Origin of the sequence: Marinobacter sp. F4216 (assembly GCF_019931195.1) — a bacterium.
GTDB lineage: Bacteria > Pseudomonadota > Gammaproteobacteria > Pseudomonadales > Oleiphilaceae > Marinobacter > Marinobacter suaedae.
The window spans coordinates 154,530-172,114 of sequence record NZ_JAIOUO010000003.1 but is presented as its reverse complement, the minus strand read 5'-3'; the positions used below and the strand labels follow the sequence as shown (position 1 = coordinate 172,114).

At 57.0% G+C, this 17,585-nt stretch carries 15 protein-coding genes; 9 read left to right on the top strand and 6 right to left on the bottom strand.

Annotation, left to right across the window (positions count from 1 at the left end):
* Window positions 1-30: 30 nt before the first annotated feature.
* Window positions 31-1,038 carry a hypothetical protein gene (locus K8I84_RS06250; RefSeq protein ID WP_223793883.1) on the bottom strand — a complete coding sequence of 336 codons (1,008 nt, stop codon included), beginning with the start codon at window positions 1,036-1,038 and terminating at the stop codon, window positions 31-33.
* Window positions 1,039-1,200: 162 nt separating this feature from the next.
* Between K8I84_RS06250 and K8I84_RS06245 the strand changes: the two genes are divergently transcribed.
* Together K8I84_RS06245 and K8I84_RS06240 are read left to right on the top strand one after the other, a co-directional pair.
* Window positions 1,201-2,970 carry an autotransporter assembly complex protein TamA gene (locus K8I84_RS06245; protein ID WP_223793882.1) on the top strand — a complete coding sequence of 590 codons (1,770 nt, stop codon included), beginning with the start codon at window positions 1,201-1,203 and terminating at the stop codon, window positions 2,968-2,970.
* A gap of 14 nt (window positions 2,971-2,984) precedes the next feature.
* Window positions 2,985-6,734 (top strand): translocation/assembly module TamB domain-containing protein, encoded by a 3,750-nt coding sequence (locus K8I84_RS06240; protein WP_223793881.1) that lies wholly within the window; start codon window positions 2,985-2,987, stop codon window positions 6,732-6,734.
* 2 nt (window positions 6,735-6,736) lie between these two features.
* Here K8I84_RS06240 and K8I84_RS06235 read toward each other — a convergent pair whose 3' ends face one another.
* From K8I84_RS06235 to K8I84_RS06225, 3 genes are read right to left on the bottom strand one after another with little or no spacing between them, the layout of a single operon-like run.
* Window positions 6,737-7,420 (bottom strand): SIMPL domain-containing protein, encoded by a 684-nt coding sequence (locus K8I84_RS06235; protein WP_223793880.1) that lies wholly within the window; start codon window positions 7,418-7,420, stop codon window positions 6,737-6,739.
* The gene (locus tag K8I84_RS06230) at window positions 7,417-8,181 is read right to left on the bottom strand and encodes a gamma-glutamyl-gamma-aminobutyrate hydrolase family protein (RefSeq protein WP_223793879.1); all 765 of its coding nucleotides are present in this window, start codon (window positions 8,179-8,181) and stop codon (window positions 7,417-7,419) included. The genes K8I84_RS06235 and K8I84_RS06230 overlap by 4 nt, the downstream gene beginning before the upstream one ends.
* The gene (locus tag K8I84_RS06225; protein ID WP_223793878.1) at window positions 8,174-9,175 is read right to left on the bottom strand and encodes an amidoligase family protein; all 1,002 of its coding nucleotides are present in this window, start codon (window positions 9,173-9,175) and stop codon (window positions 8,174-8,176) included. Before K8I84_RS06225 ends, K8I84_RS06230 begins: the two co-directional genes overlap by 8 nt.
* A gap of 204 nt (window positions 9,176-9,379) precedes the next feature.
* On the opposite strand from K8I84_RS06225, the gene lexA reads away from it, so the two are divergent.
* A complete protein-coding gene (gene lexA, locus K8I84_RS06220) occupies window positions 9,380-9,991 on the top strand; it encodes a transcriptional repressor LexA (RefSeq protein WP_223793877.1) in 612 nt (203 codons plus the stop codon).
* Between the two features lie 40 nt (window positions 9,992-10,031).
* A complete protein-coding gene (locus tag K8I84_RS06215) occupies window positions 10,032-10,523 on the top strand; it encodes a cell division inhibitor SulA (protein ID WP_223793876.1) in 492 nt (163 codons plus the stop codon).
* An 80-nt stretch (window positions 10,524-10,603) separates the two neighbouring features.
* Here K8I84_RS06215 and K8I84_RS06210 read toward each other — a convergent pair whose 3' ends face one another.
* Both K8I84_RS06210 and K8I84_RS06205 read right to left on the bottom strand, forming a co-directional pair.
* Complete coding sequence (locus K8I84_RS06210) at window positions 10,604-10,864, bottom strand: hypothetical protein (RefSeq protein WP_223793875.1); 261 nt, start codon at window positions 10,862-10,864, stop codon at window positions 10,604-10,606.
* Between the two features lie 41 nt (window positions 10,865-10,905).
* Complete coding sequence (locus K8I84_RS06205; protein ID WP_223793874.1) at window positions 10,906-11,418, bottom strand: DUF6586 family protein; 513 nt, start codon at window positions 11,416-11,418, stop codon at window positions 10,906-10,908.
* A gap of 247 nt (window positions 11,419-11,665) precedes the next feature.
* On the opposite strand from K8I84_RS06205, the gene K8I84_RS06200 reads away from it, so the two are divergent.
* The 5 genes from K8I84_RS06200 to K8I84_RS06180 all read left to right on the top strand — a co-directional run bounded on the left by K8I84_RS06200 (window position 11,666) and on the right by K8I84_RS06180 (window position 17,584).
* On the top strand, window positions 11,666-13,024 hold the full coding sequence (locus K8I84_RS06200) for a DUF1329 domain-containing protein (protein ID WP_223793873.1): 1,359 nt from the start codon (window positions 11,666-11,668) through the stop codon (window positions 13,022-13,024).
* Between the two features lie 97 nt (window positions 13,025-13,121).
* On the top strand, window positions 13,122-13,451 hold the full coding sequence (locus K8I84_RS06195; RefSeq protein ID WP_223793872.1) for an SOS cell division inhibitor: 330 nt from the start codon (window positions 13,122-13,124) through the stop codon (window positions 13,449-13,451).
* Between the two features lie 71 nt (window positions 13,452-13,522).
* Complete coding sequence (locus K8I84_RS06190; protein WP_223793871.1) at window positions 13,523-14,977, top strand: sigma-54 dependent transcriptional regulator; 1,455 nt, start codon at window positions 13,523-13,525, stop codon at window positions 14,975-14,977.
* A 497-nt stretch (window positions 14,978-15,474) separates the two neighbouring features.
* Window positions 15,475-15,780, top strand: coding sequence for an STAS domain-containing protein (locus tag K8I84_RS06185; RefSeq protein ID WP_223793870.1), 306 nt, complete (start codon window positions 15,475-15,477; stop codon window positions 15,778-15,780).
* A gap of 22 nt (window positions 15,781-15,802) precedes the next feature.
* The gene (locus tag K8I84_RS06180; protein ID WP_223793869.1) at window positions 15,803-17,584 is read left to right on the top strand and encodes a SpoIIE family protein phosphatase; all 1,782 of its coding nucleotides are present in this window, start codon (window positions 15,803-15,805) and stop codon (window positions 17,582-17,584) included.
* Window position 17,585: the final 1 nt, after the last annotated feature.

Here is a 17,585-nt window from a genome sequence, read left to right as displayed (position 1 = left end):
TGGCTTCTTGTTGTCAGTTAGAGAGCGATTTCAAGGCAGGTCTTCACGCCAGTACTTGACCCGGACCTGGGACTTGATGGCGTCGATAATCTCAATGATCAGGTTAATCAGGGCCTGGCTGTCGGCGTCGGAGATTTCTTTTTGGCCCGGAGCGGGGAGAAAGACATTCACGATATCTTCAATGAACGCATGATTGGAGGATGACGCCAGATCCTCCAGAACCTGGTGCACGACATTGGCGACAATGTCGCCCACGGCCTCTTCCAGTGTTTCCTGGATCGTCGGGCCGACGACGGGCAGGTACTTCAGGCGGGACAGTTCGTGATTCTGTTTGAGGGCGTTGTCTACCCGATCTTCCAGATAGGTTCTCAAGGCGCCACGATTGGGAACGTAGCCCTCCCGCGCCGCTTCGGCAATCCGCTCGGAAATCCAGTCCGACAGCATTTCCCGGCGGGGGAAGAGAATGTCTTCCCGGATCCGGTCAAACAGGGGGGTGCCTCGCCGCACCTCCTGTTGCATCCCGCTGAGGACTTTGATCACAATGCGGTCAGACAATTCCTCCATAAACGCTTCGTAGTAGAAGTTGACGAACTTGTAAGCCTTGGTGCTGGTGACGTCTATTATCTTGTACTGGTGCAGACGGTATATGATGGAAATCACCCGCAGAATACGCAGGAAACGGAAGCTGCCCACCGGTATACATCCGACCAGATCGTACCAGTGGATGAACGGGTAGAAATACCAGCGGTCATAGATGCGGGCCTTCACAGCGTATCCCCATCTGAGGAAGAACTCCCCAAGGAATAGGGAAACGAAAATCATGTCATAAAATAGAAAGTTCTCGTGAATGGGGTGATACAGAGACTGCAGGCCGGGAGTATATTCTTTGAGAAGGTTCTGGACGGCAACGAAGTTGTAGATGGCATCCCAGATGATGAAGGCCAGATTGATGAACAGCAGTCCCAGCATCACGAAATCGATGATGAACCAGATGAGCTGGTGGCTGGACTTCAGGTTCTGTCGATTGATATGCAGCATTCAGAATCCGGTTATTCATCAGGGAATTACAACCTTCTGACAGGTTAGCATTATTTCATCCAGGGCGGCGACTTGGCGTCGACGGCCAGTCGCTCAGGGAAGGGATGCTCCCCCCAAGGCAGCGGGCATTCCAGTTACGCTTTTCACCACGGACACAGCAGGATGCTCTCAGTTCGCACCGCTCGTACTTCTTACTTCCGCCGCCTGGCCGGGCTGGTGATTTGTTGTCTGCTGTCAGGATTGCTACAGGCCCAGCAGGTAAGGGTCGAGGTGGAGGGTGAATTTCCAGGGCTGAAGGACAATGCCGAAGCATTCCTCGGTGAGGTCAAGGGACGAACCCCGCGAGAATTGAGGCGCTTTGCCCCGACGGCGGTTCGAAAAGTGTCCCGGGCCTTGCGTGCACTTGGGTATTACAACCCCGACATCGACTGGCAGCTGAAAGAAGATGACGAGGAAACCGATGATAAAAAGCGCGCCAGCCTGATGATCACCGTGGTGCCCGGCGAGCCGGTGCGTGTGGTTTCCCGGACCGTTCAAATCAATGGTCCCGCCGCCTCCGATGAGGAATTTGTCAGGGACTTGCCGAAACAGCCCGCTGAAGGTGACGTCCTTAACCACGGCCAGTACGCCTCACTGAGAGGCACCATAGAGTTCAGGGCGCGGCAACGTGGCTACTTCGACGGTCAGTTTACCGAGAGCCGCCTGGCTGTGAATCCGGAGGCTGGCACCGCCGAGATCACGCTCATTTTCGAGAGCGGTGAGCGGTATTCGCTGGGGGAGGTGTCGTTCGAGGAGGGACACTGGTTCGAGCTGGGGTTGCTGGAGGACTTTGTGACCTTCGATCCAGGCATTCCCTATCACGCGGACGAGATCGCCCAGCTCAACCGGGATCTGTCCAGCAGCGGTTACTTCACGGGTATTGAGATTGACGCGCCCCCGGAACAGGCGGACAACGGCATGATTCCGGTGAGCGTGGCCGTTACTCGCCGGGAGCCGAGATCGGTGGCTATGGGTATTGGCTTTTCCACGGACGTTGGTCCTCGCTTCAAAGGCAACTGGCGTGAACACTGGATCAATCCGATGGGGCACCGGCGCGGAGCCGAAACCGAACTGTCGGAACCACGGCAGAACCTGAGTGCCTACTACGAACTGCCCCTGGACCCGCCCATGACAGATCTCATCCGACTGACTGCCGGTTATCAGCGGGAGGATATCGAGGGGGTGGAATCCGAGTTGATTACCGTTGGCCAGCAGTGGCAACACGAGCTGGACAACGGCTGGCTGCAGGTGTTGTCCATTCGCTGGGAAGGGGAGCGCTTTAATATCCGTGATGAAGAAAGTGGCACCAGTAGTCTGTTCCTGCCCGGTGCCGGTTATTCGAAAATCCATGCTGATTCGCCGCTTGATCCCTCCCGAGGTTACCGTTTGCAGTTCGATGTGACCGGCTCCCATCGGGCGCTGCTGTCGAAGGCTGATATCCTGCACGGGAGTATGCTGGCCAAGGGGCTTTACACGGTATTCGATAGGCATCGGTTTGTGGGGCGTTTCCAGTTGGGGGGCGTGGCCACCAACGACTTCTCGGATGTGCCGCCGTCGCTGCGCTTTTTTGCTGGTGGCGACCAGAGTGTGCGGGGCTACGCTTACGAAACCCTGTCACCAGAGAACGAAAACGGTGTGGCCGTGGGTGGTCGTTTCTTGCTGGTCGGAAGCGGTGAATACCAGTATGGCATTACCGACCGCTGGCGCGCCGCCGTGTTTGTTGACCATGGCAATGCCATCAATGACTTTAACGATCCGCTGGCGACCGGTGTCGGAGCGGGTGTTCGGTGGATCAGCCCGGTGGGACCTTTGCGGCTGGACATCGCCAAGGGGCTGGATCGTGAGTTCGGCGGTGACTGGCGTATACACTTTTCAATGGGTCCAGAGCTTTGAGCGGAGCGAACGCGGTGAGCAAACAACCGGAACAGCAACATGAATCGCCTTCCGGCCGCCGGTCAGTCTGGTTCTGGCTACTCTGTATTCTGCTGATCCTGCTCTTGTTGCCGGTGCTCTTGGTCGGGGCAGTTTTGCTGGCGCTGCGATCCGATGCCGGCACGGCCTGGGTGCTGGAGCAGATACCCGGCCTGGAACTGACCGGTGGCCGGGGCTCGGTCCTCGGCCTCTGGCAGGCCGAGCGTCTGGTCTGGCAAGGGCATGGCGTACAGGTTGATCTGGCGGCGCCTCAGCTGGATTGGTCACCATCGTGTCTGATCCGAAAACAGGTGTGTCTGGATACCATGGTGGCGGACCAGATCCATGTGCAGGTGGCCCCCCCGGAAGATAAGCCAGTATCAGAACCCAGGGACATTGTTCTGCCAGAGGTCGATTTGCCTTTCGGCGTTCGTGTCGGAGATGTGCGTCTGGGCCCGTTCCTGCTGAACGACGCCACGGTCTGGAACCAGTTGACGCTCACTGCTGAAGGGGCGGGCGCCGATTGGCAGGTGAACGAGCTGTTCTATAAATGGGGGGATTACTCCGTCTCGTTGTCCGGTCGGCTGGAAACCCGTCGGGACTGGCCAATTGATCTGAGTGTGCTGGCGGAGCTTCCGCCACCGGCCGGCGACCGGTGGCGTATCGCCGTTGATCTGGGCGGGAGTGTTCGGGACCTGCGGCTGGCAGGCAACAGCGAGGGCTATCTGGACGCCGAACTCGATGGTGAGGTGGAGCCGCTGGATCCCGATTTGCCCGTCAGGTTACGGATTGATTCCAGGAGCTTTCTGGCTCATGGATCCCTGCCGGAAACCCTGACACTCAAGGACTGGTTTGTGGAGGCCGATGGCAGTCTGACGGCAGGGTTTGATACGCGGGGTGAGGCCACCTTGCCGGGCACCCGTGGTCCTATCTTGCTCAGCCTGAAAGGGGATGTCACCACATCGGAGGCGAGCGGGATTTCGCTGGTACTTCAATCCGGGGAGGGTGAGGAGCCGGGTGTGGTTGCCGTCGACGGCCGCGTCGGCTGGCAGGGCGGACTGGATGCTGAAGCCGATCTGTCCCTTCGGAGCTTTCCCTGGTATTCCCTTCTGCCCGACATGGCCGAACCTCCGGTTGAGGTTCAGAAACTGGACGGCACAGTCAGCTGGACCGACGGGCGCTATCAGGCGGCCCTGAGCGCCGACATCGCCGGCCCACAGGGGGATGCCAGTGTCTCATCGAAAGTGGATGGCGATACGGAGACCATTCGTCTGACCGACCTGAACGTGTCTACCGAGGCTGGATCCCTCAACGGTCAGGCGACGGTGCGCACCAGGGATGTGCTGGCGTGGGAGGGTTCCCTGGCGCTGGATAATTTCAACCCCGGCTACTGGGTGCCGGCCCTCTCTGCCAGCCTGAGTGGTCAATTGACAACCGATGGCCGGTTACGGGAAGGACAGATCCCCGACCTGCGGGCAAACTGGGATCTGTCCGGGCAATGGCAGGATCAGCCTGCCCGCGTCAAAGGGGGGATTGATACCGCGTCCGGTAGCTGGGAGGTGTCCGGGCTGGCTCTGGACGTTGGCGCCAATCGGGTCAGAGGGAGTGGTACCTGGGGCGAAACCTTGGAAGGTGCCCTGCAGGTTCAGCTGCCCGAACCCCGGCAACTGCTGGAGGGGCTGGCCGGAGAGCTGGTCGCCGATATCCGGCTGTCCGGCACACCCGAGCAGCCGGAGGGGAATGTGACGCTGGAGGCCGATGGATTGGCGTGGCGGGATACCTTCGCGATCGAGCAGCTGGCGATTGAGGCCGGTATTCAGGCTGGTTTCCGGCTGGATGGTCAGGTGCGGGCGAGTGGGATTGATGCGGCCGGGCAAACCATCAACGCCCTCGGACTCGATATAGACGGTGACCGAACCCGTCACACGCTGGCGGTGACCGCATCCCACCCTCAGACGGACGTCGACCTGACGTTTGCGGGTGGTTTCGCTGGAGACAGCTGGAAGGCGTGGAACGGGCTTTTCTCTGAGGGGGTTGTGGCCCTGCCGAAACAGAAACAGCGGTGGACCCTGCAGGCTCCAGCCTCACTGGCGTACTCGGAAACAGGCCGCCTGACCTTTGGCGCCCACTGCTGGGCCTGGCAGAAAAGCCAGCTCTGCGCCGGTGATCAGGTCCTCGCGCCAGCTCCGGAGCTGGATTATCGCCTGGTTGATTTTCCGACCACTGCATTGGCGTCCCTGTTGCCGGAAAACATTCGCTGGGAAGCTCTTCTTAACGCCAACCTGAAGCTGACGATGACCGATGCGGGGCCATCCGGGCGTGTCGAAGTGGATGCCGGCACGGCAGATGTCAGCCTGTTGGTGGACGATGAGTGGGAAGCGTTCCGGTATGACCAGTTTTCGGTGGCCTTGAATCTCCGACCCGAAATGGCTGAGGTTGAGCTGGCTCTGGCTGGTCCGCGTATTGGTGAATTGTCTCTGGATGCCGCCGTTGATCCGCGTGCATCCGAACGGTCGATCGAAGGCGAGTTTAGCCTGGAGAAGCTGGACGTAGAGCTGGCCGGGGTGCTGGCTGGCCTGCAAGAAGTCAAGGGGGTCATCGAGGGTGGTGGCCGAATCTCGGGGCCACTGATGCGGCCTGCGGTCAATGGAGAGTTGCGGCTGGCCGATGGCCGTCTGGTGGACTCCCGGCTGCCGTTGCTGATGGAGTTGATTGAGGTAACGGTGGATCTGAACGGCTACAGCGCCAGCCTCGACGGTCGAGTTGATACCGGGGGTGGCGGCTTCCTGGGCCTTGAGGGTGATCTGGACTGGCGTGATGACCCTGAAGTGGATATCACCCTTCGTGGTGAACGGGTTGCCGTCAATCTGGAACCCTATGCGCAGCTGGATCTGGCCCCGGATCTCAATATCGACTTCCGGCAGGGGCGGCTGAAAGTGGCCGGGATTCTGGCTGTGCCCCGTGGCGCCATCGAAATCCAGGGGCTGCCGCCCCAGGCCGTATCGGTATCCAAGGATGAAGTGATTGTCGGCGTCGAGAAGGAAAAGCCGCTGGTCCAGGATCTGGAAATGGATGTTCGGGTGGTGGTCGGCGAAGATGAAGTCTCGTTTGTCGCATTCGGCGTGGAGGGCAACCTGGAAGGGACCCTGCGGATCGGCAATAACATGGATACCCGTGGGACCCTGAGCCTTGTTGATGGCCGATACGAAGCGTTCGGGCAGGAACTGGAGCTACGCACCGCCCGGGTGCTGTTCGTTGGCGCGATTGCCCAGCCCTATCTGGATATCGAGGCCATCAGAACCGTCGATGCCGTGGTGGCCGGTATTCGCTTGACCGGACCCGCCCAGTCGCCGTCAACGGAGGTGTTCTCAGTGCCGGAAATGCCCGAGGGGGTTGCCCTGTCTTACCTGATTCTGGGGCGGGCGCCGGAAACCCGGGGTGAAGAAGGGCAGATGAGCACCGCCGCCCTGTCTCTGGGGTTAAACCAGACTGCTGAACTGACGGGCAAGATTGGTGAAGAGCTGGGCATCGAGCAGTTTGCTCTTGAAGCCGAGGGCGCTGGTGATGAAACATCCGTGGTTGCCAGTGGTTACCTGACGGATGAGCTCAGTATTCGGTACGGCGTTGGAATATTTGAGCCCATCACAACAGTGGCGTTGCGCTACGACCTCGGAAAATACTTCTACGTTGAGGCGGCCAGTGGTCTGGCCGCCTCACTGGATATCTTCTATACCCGTGATTTCTAGCGTCAATCCAGCTCGAAGGTCGCGGTGACCGAAGCCGTCACTTCCCGTGTGCCAACACTCTGGACCGGGTCAGCTGCCGTACGGGCTTCGGCCATCATTCGGGGCATTGGTGGCATTCCGCCATCTACCTGCATGCTGATGACATCACCGCAGGACTGGTCCAGTTGATCCGCGACGAACTCACACCGCGCCCTGGCATCGGCAATGGCCAGAGCCAGTGCTTCCTGCTTCAGTTCCTTCTCGTTTGAATGGAAAAACTGGCCGGGCCCAAGGCTGTAGCGCATACCGATGGCCTGGGCCTGTTCCAGGATCGGATTGAGCAGGGTCAGGTCATCAAGCTGGAAGGTCACAGTTTGGGACGCGACCGCCTTTTGGGTTGGCTCGCTCCCCGGTTGAGCCGGGGGCAGGGTTCGGGAATACAGGTGCACGTTGGCATCCGTGTATTCATCCAGCTCATCTTCGTAATCTTCGATGGCTTCCCGCCATTGGGCCATCATGGATGCCACTGCTTCGGTCGCCTGCTGGGGCACTTCGTTCTCGACTGTCGCGGTGAAATACAGGCGCACGCTGTCTGGCTGATAACGCACACTGCCTTCGCCACTCAGTGACACTTCACCAGCCATGGCGATGACGGGCAGAAGCGCAAGGGGCAGACCAATCTGTGCAAGTCGGCTTCCAGTATTCATGGGTCACTCCTCCCTGGAGCTTGTTCAAAAAAGGATGAATCGGAATCCGGCTCTAACCGGCCCCTCTTGAAATTCAGGGCGGCATGGACGAACTGCCGGAAGATCTGGCGATGTCCCCCATGGTATAGCAGATATTCCGGATGCCATTGCAGCCCGAGCATCCATTGTCCGCTCTGGTTCTCGATGGCCTGCACGAACAGGTCGTTATCCACGGCAACGACCCGGAGGTTTTGCCCCAACCGCTTGATGGCCTGACTGTGAATGCGATTGGCGCCTATGGTGAGGCCCTGCATGGCTTTCGCCAGTCGGCTGTCCTTCACCAGTCGCACCGTCTGCATGGGCAAGAGAAGGGGGCGGTGCCGGGTATGGACCCGAATCGGAGTGACGTTCTGGCACAGCGAACCACCGTGGAAAACATTGATGAACTGGGCGCCCCTGCAGATGCCGAGGACCGGTATGCCTGTGCGTTCCGCCTGCTCCAGCAGGCGGTAGTCAGTGGCGTCCCGTCGCTGGTCATAACGCGCGGAAACCTCGGGCTTTTGCCCGTAGCGCTCCGGATGAACGTGGGTGCCGCCGGAAAGCACCAGCCCATCCAGCAGTTCCACATTGGTGTGGGACCCGGGGCGAATATAGTGGGTGTGTGCTCCGTACAGTCTGAGCCCCATGCTGATCAGCCGGTGGGCGGTGCCACGCCGGGAGGGACCGCTGATCCCGATGGTCAGTCCCGGCAGCTCAATTTCAGGAATTGAAGGATCACGCATACCCCAGACTCTGCAGCCAATGGGTGGAGCTGTCCAGCCAGCTTTGGGTGAGATTGCGCAGGCTGAGTTTGTGGGCCTCGCGAAACCGCGAGCGGAGTTCGGCCAGCTGCTCTGCGTTGTTGGCAATCTGCTCGAGGACGACCCAGTCGTTCCAGACGTCGGAGAACTGCCAGTTTGGGTTGGCGATGTCGCAATCGGGTAACCGGTAGTGCAGGGTAGGGCGGCTCTTGATCCGCGTGTCCTGGACGTACTCGTTCAGCAGCGAGTGGTCCAGGTAGGCAAACAAGGGAAGCAGGTCCAGGGCGCGGTTGCGGGTCGGGTTGGATTCAAGGTAGTCGAGCATCAGCTCAGACTGATCCGGTGCGTAATCGTCCGTCATCAGCCGGTCGGTGAAGCGACTGCTCCAGGGCTCGATATACGTGGTCATCTTGCGGCTGATATCCAGCTGATGGCGTGACTTGAGCCAATCGTACAGGGCGGCGAAGGCCTGAAGGTAGCGAACCAGGGTAGCAGGTTCCAAATCGGGCAATTCCGGATTCAGCTGCAAACCGAAGGCGTAATAAATCGACTCCCGGCTGCCGAGTGCCCCCTGTTGTCTCAGTGCGCTGACCAGTGCTTCGATTTGTCCTACTTCGCTGAATGGCAGGGGGGGGGTGATGATCTCAAGGGGCACAATCCGCTCGGCTGCCGCATCGATTACTTCCAGCGCCTGGCCACCGAGTTCCCTGATGGAATCGGGAAGCTGGGAATCGCTCAAGTCGAGATCTTTCACCAGTTCCGAATCCAGCTCCACCGTATATTCGCCAAACTCGGAATCGATCTTGGTGACATAGCGGGATTCAAGCCGGGGTTTGGCGCCCAGGAAATCGGACACGTTAAACACAAGCTGATCGTAGCTGAGTCCGGACAATTCAAGTTCAACACCAACGCGGCGTTCCTTTTTATCGCTGGTGCGCATGATGTCCGGCATTTGGCATGGGGTGCGATTATCCATAACGCTCAGTGTCCTTAACGACTGCCTTTCCAGAACCTTATCACAATCCTCGTCGCTGCCCGCCGGTCTGCACCAGAAATTCATAGTGGGCTTTACACTGGATAAAACACTGTATATAGTTTGTTTACTGTATATAAAAACAGGGCATGCCCAGAGCGCTTAAATGCAAGGGCTGTCTCGGAAATGAGTTGACGGAGAGCTCCCATGAAACTGACCGCAAGGCAATCTCAGGTGCTGGATATCATCCGACGGTATCTGGATGAGACCGGTTATCCGCCTACCCGCGCGGAAATTGCCGCGGAACTTGGTTTCCGTTCCGCAAATGCCGCCGAAGAGCATCTTCGTGCGCTGGCCCGTAAAGGCGCCATCGAGATGGTGCCTGGCGCAAGCCGGGGCATCCGTTTGCCGGAAGCGGAGGAAGATCTGGGCTTGCCGGTCATTGGTCAGGTTGCTGCTGGTAGCCCGATTCTGGCGCAGGAGCACATTGAGGATCATGTCACCCTGCAGCCGGAATTTTTCTCCCCCTCGGCCGATTACCTGCTGCGGGTGCGCGGAATGAGTATGAAAGACATCGGTATTCTGGATGGCGACTTGCTGGCGGTCCATCGCACACAGGATGTCCACAATGGTCAGGTTGTCGTGGCACGGGTTGGCGAGGACGAGGTAACCGTCAAGCGTTACCGCAAAGAAGGCAGCAAGGTCTTCCTGATTGCGGAGAACGAAGAGTTCGACCCCATCGAGGTGGATCTCGCCGAGGAGCATTTGTTTATCGAAGGTCTGGGGGTTGGAGTTATCCGCCGGTCGGATCTCCACTAATCAGGTCAGGTAATCCGGACAGTCTGGGAGCAGCTAGGTTATGGAACAATTGAGCTTCAGTCAGAACACCGCTTTTCATCAGGGCGCGATGCCCTATCCGCTATCCTCATCTGTTGGAACCGAAAAGCGGGCGATCATCAGTACGCGTCCCAAGTCAGAGTCCCGGACGGCTCCCAGTGTTGGCAATGTGACCGAGATCATCATGCCTCAGGAGCAGGTTGAAAACTTCCAGTTGCTGCTACCGATGCTGACCCAGCTCAATCAGGAAAAACGCTGGCTTGCGTGGATTGACCCACCCCAAGCTCTGGTGAGCAAGTGGCAAAAAATGCACGGGATCGTTACAGGCCAGTTGCTGGTGCTGCGTTCCACGCCGGAATACTCCGCGCAAGAATTGGCCGAGCGTGCTTTGAGTGCAGGTACCTGCCACGCGGTCGTGATGTGGACGCAGAAGCTGAGTAAGTCTGCATTTCGTGAGCTTCAGGAAGCTTCGGCGCGAGGCAATAGTCACGGGGTTGTGCTTCGTCAGCGCTGATAAGGACGGTGCGGGGCGGAATGCCCCGCAATGGATTACCCCGGTGATTCGGTCAGGCCTGATGTAAGGCGGTACTGGGATCAGTGCAGCGTGTAGGAGGGCGCTATCTCGGCGGTTTCCTGGTCGTCTTCTTCCCAGTCAATGTCATGGGCAACGCTGCCCACGGCCTCAATGCCCGCGGCAATCATGGCTTTCGCCACATTCATATCCTTGTCTGCCATCATCTCGCGAGCTTCCTCCGAAAAGGAGATTTTTACCAGCGGCGCACTCTCATCATCAATGCGGCGCAGTGCGTAATCGCCGTTGCTCAATTGAACGATTTCAAAAAATGAGGGTGACATATCCTAAACCTTTATGTTGATGGATCGGGTTGAGCGCTGAGCTACCACTCGCTGTGCTGCTCTTCCAGATCGTCGGCAAATTGCTTCAGTGCGCCCAGGGATTTCTTCAGGGCACCTTCGGATCGGTCTGGGCCGGTTTCCGCAGAAATGGCGATAATGTTGTCTGAACTGACCGTCTTGCGGCTCACGGGTGGATTGCTCTGGGCTCGTTCGAGTTGATTCAGATGTTGCCACCAACTGCCTGAAGTGCGGCTGAGTTCCAGAAGTTTTATTGCCTCGTACGAATGTTCTCCAACCAGCGTTGCCAGCTCTTCAAGGCTGGCGGGCTGTTCGTTTCGGAACTGATGATGCCGGGCTATCATGGTCAGTAACAGTTGTCTTGCCCGGAGCATCAGTTCTACCGCCCCTTGCCTGGCGGCCTCGCTCTTCAGTGTCCGTTCCGTGTCCGTCGTACGGTCTGCCTCTTCACCGTCGACCCGAGTGGTGATCTGGTCCAGCAAGCAGCTGGCCAAAAAAAGTTTTTGCGAAACCAGTGAGTACCAGGGTGACGCCATGGAGAATCCCGCAGCTGAAGAACGGTTCAAATCGAAAGTAAGCCGCCAATATTAACATTTTTCCGCGTAAATTTCTGCATCGGTATGTCCTGTTGTTGTTTCACAAGAATCTACAAACAATCGCTTGAAACGACCGTTTGAATTTGGCACAAAGATGCTGCCCAAAAGCGGCTGATTCTTGTGCTGATACCCGACGGTGGGCCAATGGCTTAATCGGGAATGCATGTTTTTTCTGGAGGTGTAAGGAATGCGGAATCCTATTGTTGCCGGTATTACGGTAGCTTTGCTTGGTTTGTCCGGAATGGCGCTGGCGAAGGTCGCACCGGAAGAAGCTGCAAAGCTGGGCGGTGAGTTGACTCCCGTCGGTGCGGAACGGGCGGCAAACGCCTCCGGAACGATTCCAGAGTGGACAGGTGGTCTGAACACACCCCCGGCTTCCTGGAAAAAAGGGGACATCGAGACCAATCCCTTTCCCGACGATGAGCCGCTGTTCATTATTACCAAGGCTAATGCTCATCTGTACAAGGACAAGCTGTCAGAGGGTCATCTGAAAATGCTTGACCAGTATGGGCCGGACTTTTTTCTTCCGGTTTATGAAAGCCGTCGAACCGCAGCCTATCCCCAGCATGTTTATGAAAAGCTGAAAGAGAACGCACTGTCGGCCGAATTGCTCGATAACGGCAACGGCGTGCGCGATGCGATCATGACCAGCCCCTTCCCGATCCCCAAGAATGGTCTGGAGGCCATCTGGAATCATATCCTGCGGTACCGTGGCACCGAAATTGAGTTCCGAAGTGCCTCTGCAACGCCTCAGCGGGATGGTTCGTATAACCCGGTCGTGAACGACTACCAGTACTTTATCGCCTACAGCAAGAAGGGCGCGAAGCTTGAGGAAATCGACAACAAGATCTTCTATCTGAAAACCAATACGGTTTCACCGGCTACACTGGCAGGCACGATCACGCTGGTACACGAAACCCTCGACCAGATTCGTTCTCCCCGCCTGGCATGGCGCTATGACAGCGGTTCCCGTCGTCTGCGTCGTTCGCCGAATCTGGCCTACGAGACAGACCTGCCGAATTCCTCTTCACTCCGCTCGGTGGACCAGAAGGACATGTACAATGGGGCACCGAACCAGTACGAGTGGGAGCTCAAGGGCAAGCGCGAGCTGTACGTACCGTACAACGCCTACATGCTGCACGATGAAGAAGTCCGTCCGGATGATGTGATTCGTCCGCGCCACATCAATCAGTCGCTGGCCCGTTACGAGCTGCACCGGGTGTGGGTGGTCGAAGCCAGGCGACGGGTTGGAATCAGCCACATTTACGATCGTCGTGTGTTCTATATCGATGAGGATAGCTGGCAGATCCTGGCGTCCGAGGAGTACGACGAAGACGGTAATTTGTGGCGGGTGTCCGAGGCTCACAACATCAGTTTCTACAGTGAGCCGGTGTTCTGGACCACCATGGAAATGACCTATGACCTGAAGGCCGAGCGTTACTATGTTGATGGCTTGGACGATGGTTACAAGCCCTACGACTTCAGCCCCGGATTCCGGAGCAGCGAGTTTACCGCCTCGGCAGCACGGCGGGACGCACGCCGGTGATTCGGGCAAAGTGAGAGGGGCCGGCTTGTCCGGCCCTTTTTATTCGTCATCGCCTTTGTCGGCTCCCTAAATGCCCGATTCAGACAGGAGAATATGTATGTTATCCCCGCAAGAATTGCTGGATACCGTGGACCGTTTGTTGGCAGATTTGTCAGGAGCGCTGGGTGAGGGAAACTGGGAACGGTTGGGTACACTGAACGCTGATATCAAACCGTCAGTGGGTCCGATGATGACGGCCATGGAGTCCGGGGCACTGAGCGTTGCAGATGTTCAATTGCGCCTGGAGGAACTTCAGCAGTTGGTTGGTGCCATTGAGGAAAGTGCCCAGAGAGCCAGAAAAGAGACACAAGATGCGTTGAATTCCGTCAATCGAAACCGCGATGTTGCCAGGGCGTATCAGAATATTTCATCAGTCTGTCTTAAATAGCGTCATAAAATTGACTCTTTAGAGGGTTTGCGTCATAAATACCGATCACTCACTTCAAGAGATTGGTTGTGATGTCCGAGAACAATAAAGTACTGGTGCTGAGTGACGATGAGTCGAAACGCCGGGATATAGTCACCATTCTGGAGTTCATGGGCGAAGAGCCTGTCGTGCATGGGGACGAGGCAAAAAACTTGCTGAATTCCCGGGACTCCGAGCGTTTGTCGGACATTGGTGTCGCGCTGATTGATGGCCAGGATCCCAATGCCGAAGAGGTCATCGATTCGTTCTGTCAGGCTGCCAAGGGCGTTCCCATTCTGCTGATTGGCGATCCGGTACTGGAGGGGCTGCCAGACGACAGCCGCTCCCGCATTATTGCCCGGCTCGAATGGCCGCTGAACTATACCAAGTTTGTGGACTCTCTCTATCGGTCCCAGGTCTACCGCGATCAGTTTCAGGTTCAGTCCCGGGAGCGGGGCCAGCAGCGCAATCTTCAATTGTTCCGCAGCCTGGTCGGTACATCACGCAAGATTCAGCAGGTTCGCCAGTTGATGCAGCAGGTGGCGGACAAGGACGTGAGCGTTCTTATTACAGGTGAGTCCGGTACCGGTAAGGAAGTGGTTGCGCGCAACCTGCATTACCATTCCGAGCGTCGCGAAAAGCCCTTTGTGCCGGTCAACTGCGGAGCAATCCCTGCGGAATTGCTGGAAAGTGAGTTGTTTGGGTGCGAAAAGGGAGCGGTAACGGGTGCGATAACCGAATGGGTCGGTCGTTTTCAGTTGGCTGAGGGCGGCACTATTTTCCTCGATGAAATCAGCGATATGCCGTTGAGCACTCAAGGTAAGATATTGCGAGTGCTTCAGGAGCGTTCTTTTGAACGAATCGGCAGCAATCACGCCCAGAATGCCAATGTCCGCGTTATTGCAGCGACCCACAAATCGCTGGAAGAGTTGGTCGAAAAGGGCGAGTTTCGCGAAGACCTATACTACCGACTGAACGTTTTTCCGATCGAAATGCCGGCACTTCGCGATCGCTCTGAGGACATCCCGCTTCTGATTAACGAATTGATCGCGCGGATGGAAAGAGAAAAGAGGGGATCGATACGGCTTAATTCGGCGGCCCTGATGAGCCTGTGTAGTCACAACTGGCCGGGTAACGTTCGCGAGTTGGCCAGCCTTATGGAGCGCCTGGCGATCATGTTCCCTTACGGTGTGGTTGGTGTGCAGGAGCTGCCCAAGAAGTTCCGCTATGTAGATGACTTCGATGAAAACCGTGTTGTCGAGCACGACAGCATGCCGTCAGGTGTTCCCGGTTTGATGGGGTTGGATGCCCCGGCTTTATTGCCTGTCAATGGTATCGACCTTAAGGATTATCTATCCAATCTTGAAAAGCGGCTGATCGAGCAGGCGTTAAATGAGGCTAATGGTGTGGTCGCCCGGGCTGCTGAAAAACTGCGTATCCGGCGTACTACTCTGGTCGAGAAGATTCGTAAATACGGCTTGCGGGAAGAAGCGGGCGAAGAGTCCTGAAGGTTCGCCGTAGCCGTCTGTACAAGCGCCGGTTGTCGTTGAGACGGTTTTGTCCCTTTTTAGAATCTGATGATCCAGTGCGGTCAGTCTTTCGTAGATACTCAAAATGTTAACATTCGCACTACAGGCGAAAAGGAGTTTAATGCCTGTGCGAATGTGCTATACGGCGAGACTCGATAGACAGCAATTTTTCTCCTGACGGCGATCTCCAGAATTTTTGAAGCAGACCGGGGGTGCTGTTTACATCTGAACTGGCACCCGAAAGTCTCTTAAATCACGGCTCCTTCGTTGTTCGGCACCCTGGTGGGTGCCTTTTTTTTGCCATTTTGTTTCTCTAAGGCTGGGGCTGGTTGACTCTTTCCGATCCCATGGCGTTAAATTTTTCTGCGATGTAATAGCCCTTGCATGCAATTCGATTGGCTTGGACTATTCTTAGTCCTGAAAGGGGTGCCCACAGGTTATGTGTTTGCTGCACAAGAAGTTCATGGAGGTTGGGAATGCCGATTGAGACGCGTCATCTGGAGGACAGCCAGACGTTGGTTATCAGCGTCGAAGGGCGCTTTGATTTCAGTACACACCAAGCGTTTCGAGATGCTTACGAGCATTCCGACAACCCAGTCGAGTATTACGTCATAGATTTGTCAGAAACCACCTACCTGGACAGTTCGGCCCTGGGCATGCTCCTGCTCCTGCGAGACTACGCTGGCGGTGACAGCGCACGCATTTCCATCGAGAACTGCAACAGTGACGTTCGTCGAATTCTGGCGATTTCCAATTTTGAGCAGTTGTTCGCCATCCGCTAAGGGGTGAACCGCCGGAGGCTGAGTGGACCCATCCATTGCCGACCAGCGGCCGCTTAGAATACTGATTGCGGACGACAGCGATTCTGACCGGCTGATTCTTAAAACCCTGGTGAAGCGCCTGGGTCACGACGTGTTTGATGCTCGTGACGGTGAGGAGGCGGTGCGCCTGTTTGAAGAAGCGCAGCCCGACATCGTCTTGTTGGATGCCCTGATGCCGGTGATGGACGGCATGGAAGCGGCGCGTCGGATCAAAGCCCTCGCCGGGGAGCGCCTGGTGCCCCTGATTTTCCTGACGTCGTTGTCGGAAGCCGGAGATTTGGCCCGATGCCTCGATGCCGGGGGCGATGATTTCCTGAGTAAGCCCTACAATCGCGTTCTGCTTGAGGCCAAGATCAATGCCTTCAATCGTATGCGGCGCATGCACGACACTCTTTCGGGTCAAAGGGACCACATCCGTGAACTGAATCAGCAACTGCTCAGAGAGCAGGAAATTGCCAAGCGGGTGTTTGATAACGTGGCTCACACCGGGTGCCTGGACGCGTTTAATATTCGTTATCTGGCCTCGCCCCTGAGCGTCTTCAATGGTGATGTCCTTTTTGCGTCTCCCAGGCCAGCCGGGGGGATGCTGATTTTCGTGGGCGACTTTACTGGTCATGGGCTGCCGGCAGCGATTGGCGCCATGCCATTGGCCGAGATTTTCTACGGGATGGCTGCCAAGGGGTTCAGTGCCAAAGATGTCTTGCGGGAGATTAACCGGAAGCTCAAGCAAATTCTCCCCACAGGCATGTTCTGTTGCGGTGCGATGATTGAGGCGGTATTTCACGAGAATCAGTTATGGTTCTGGAACGGTGGCCTTCCGGATGCGCAGCTCATTCGAGCCAACGGGGACAATGTAGCCCTGCCGTCCCGCCACTTGCCACTGGGTATCCTGTCGCCGGATCAGTTCAATGCTGACCTGGAGCGGGTGACGACCGAACCCGGTGACAGCCTGATGCTGATGACCGATGGTGTTCTGGAATCCAGCAACCGTGCTGGCGAGGTGTTTGGCGATGCCGGGGTGGCCCGGGCGCTGGAAACCCGGAAGCAGGGGCTGCATCCCTTCGATGCGGTCATTGGCAGTTTGCGGGAGTTTACCGGATCCCATCAGGACAGTGACGACATTACTTTATTTTGCGTGGATATGGTGGATGACGCTGCCATAACACCGTTGCCCGATCGGACAACCTTGCCGGGGCCAGCGGAGTGGCACTGTGAATACGAACTTCGTGAAAGGACGCTGGGGGATTTCAATCCCTTGCCGCTGCTCTTGCACATCTGCATGGAGGTGCCGGGACTTCGCTCCAGAAGTGGTGAGATCTACACCGTGCTGGCGGAGCTCTATAACAACGCCCTGGAACACGGGATACTCGAGTTACCCTCGGACTGGAAGCATTCGCCCGAAGGATTTGGCAAGTACTACCGGGAGCGTCAGGTTCGCTTGGGTAGGGTCGATGGGCACTTCATACGCTTTAGTCTGTCTCACTCCATGAAACCCTACGGAGGGCGCCTACGTGTAGTATGTGAAGACAGTGGTTCTGGCTTCGACTTCAAAAATCATCCGGTTTCGACAGCCAAAAACACACCAGCTGGTCCTCTGTCGGATAACCCGGTGATAGGCACCAGCTACGCAGGCCGTGGTTTGATGCTGTTACGGCAGCTGTCAGAATCCCTCAGTTTTCATGGACGGGGCAATCGGATTGAGATTGTTTACGACTGGGACTATTCCGACGCTCCGTTGGATCACAACAAAAACGACCGGCATTGAC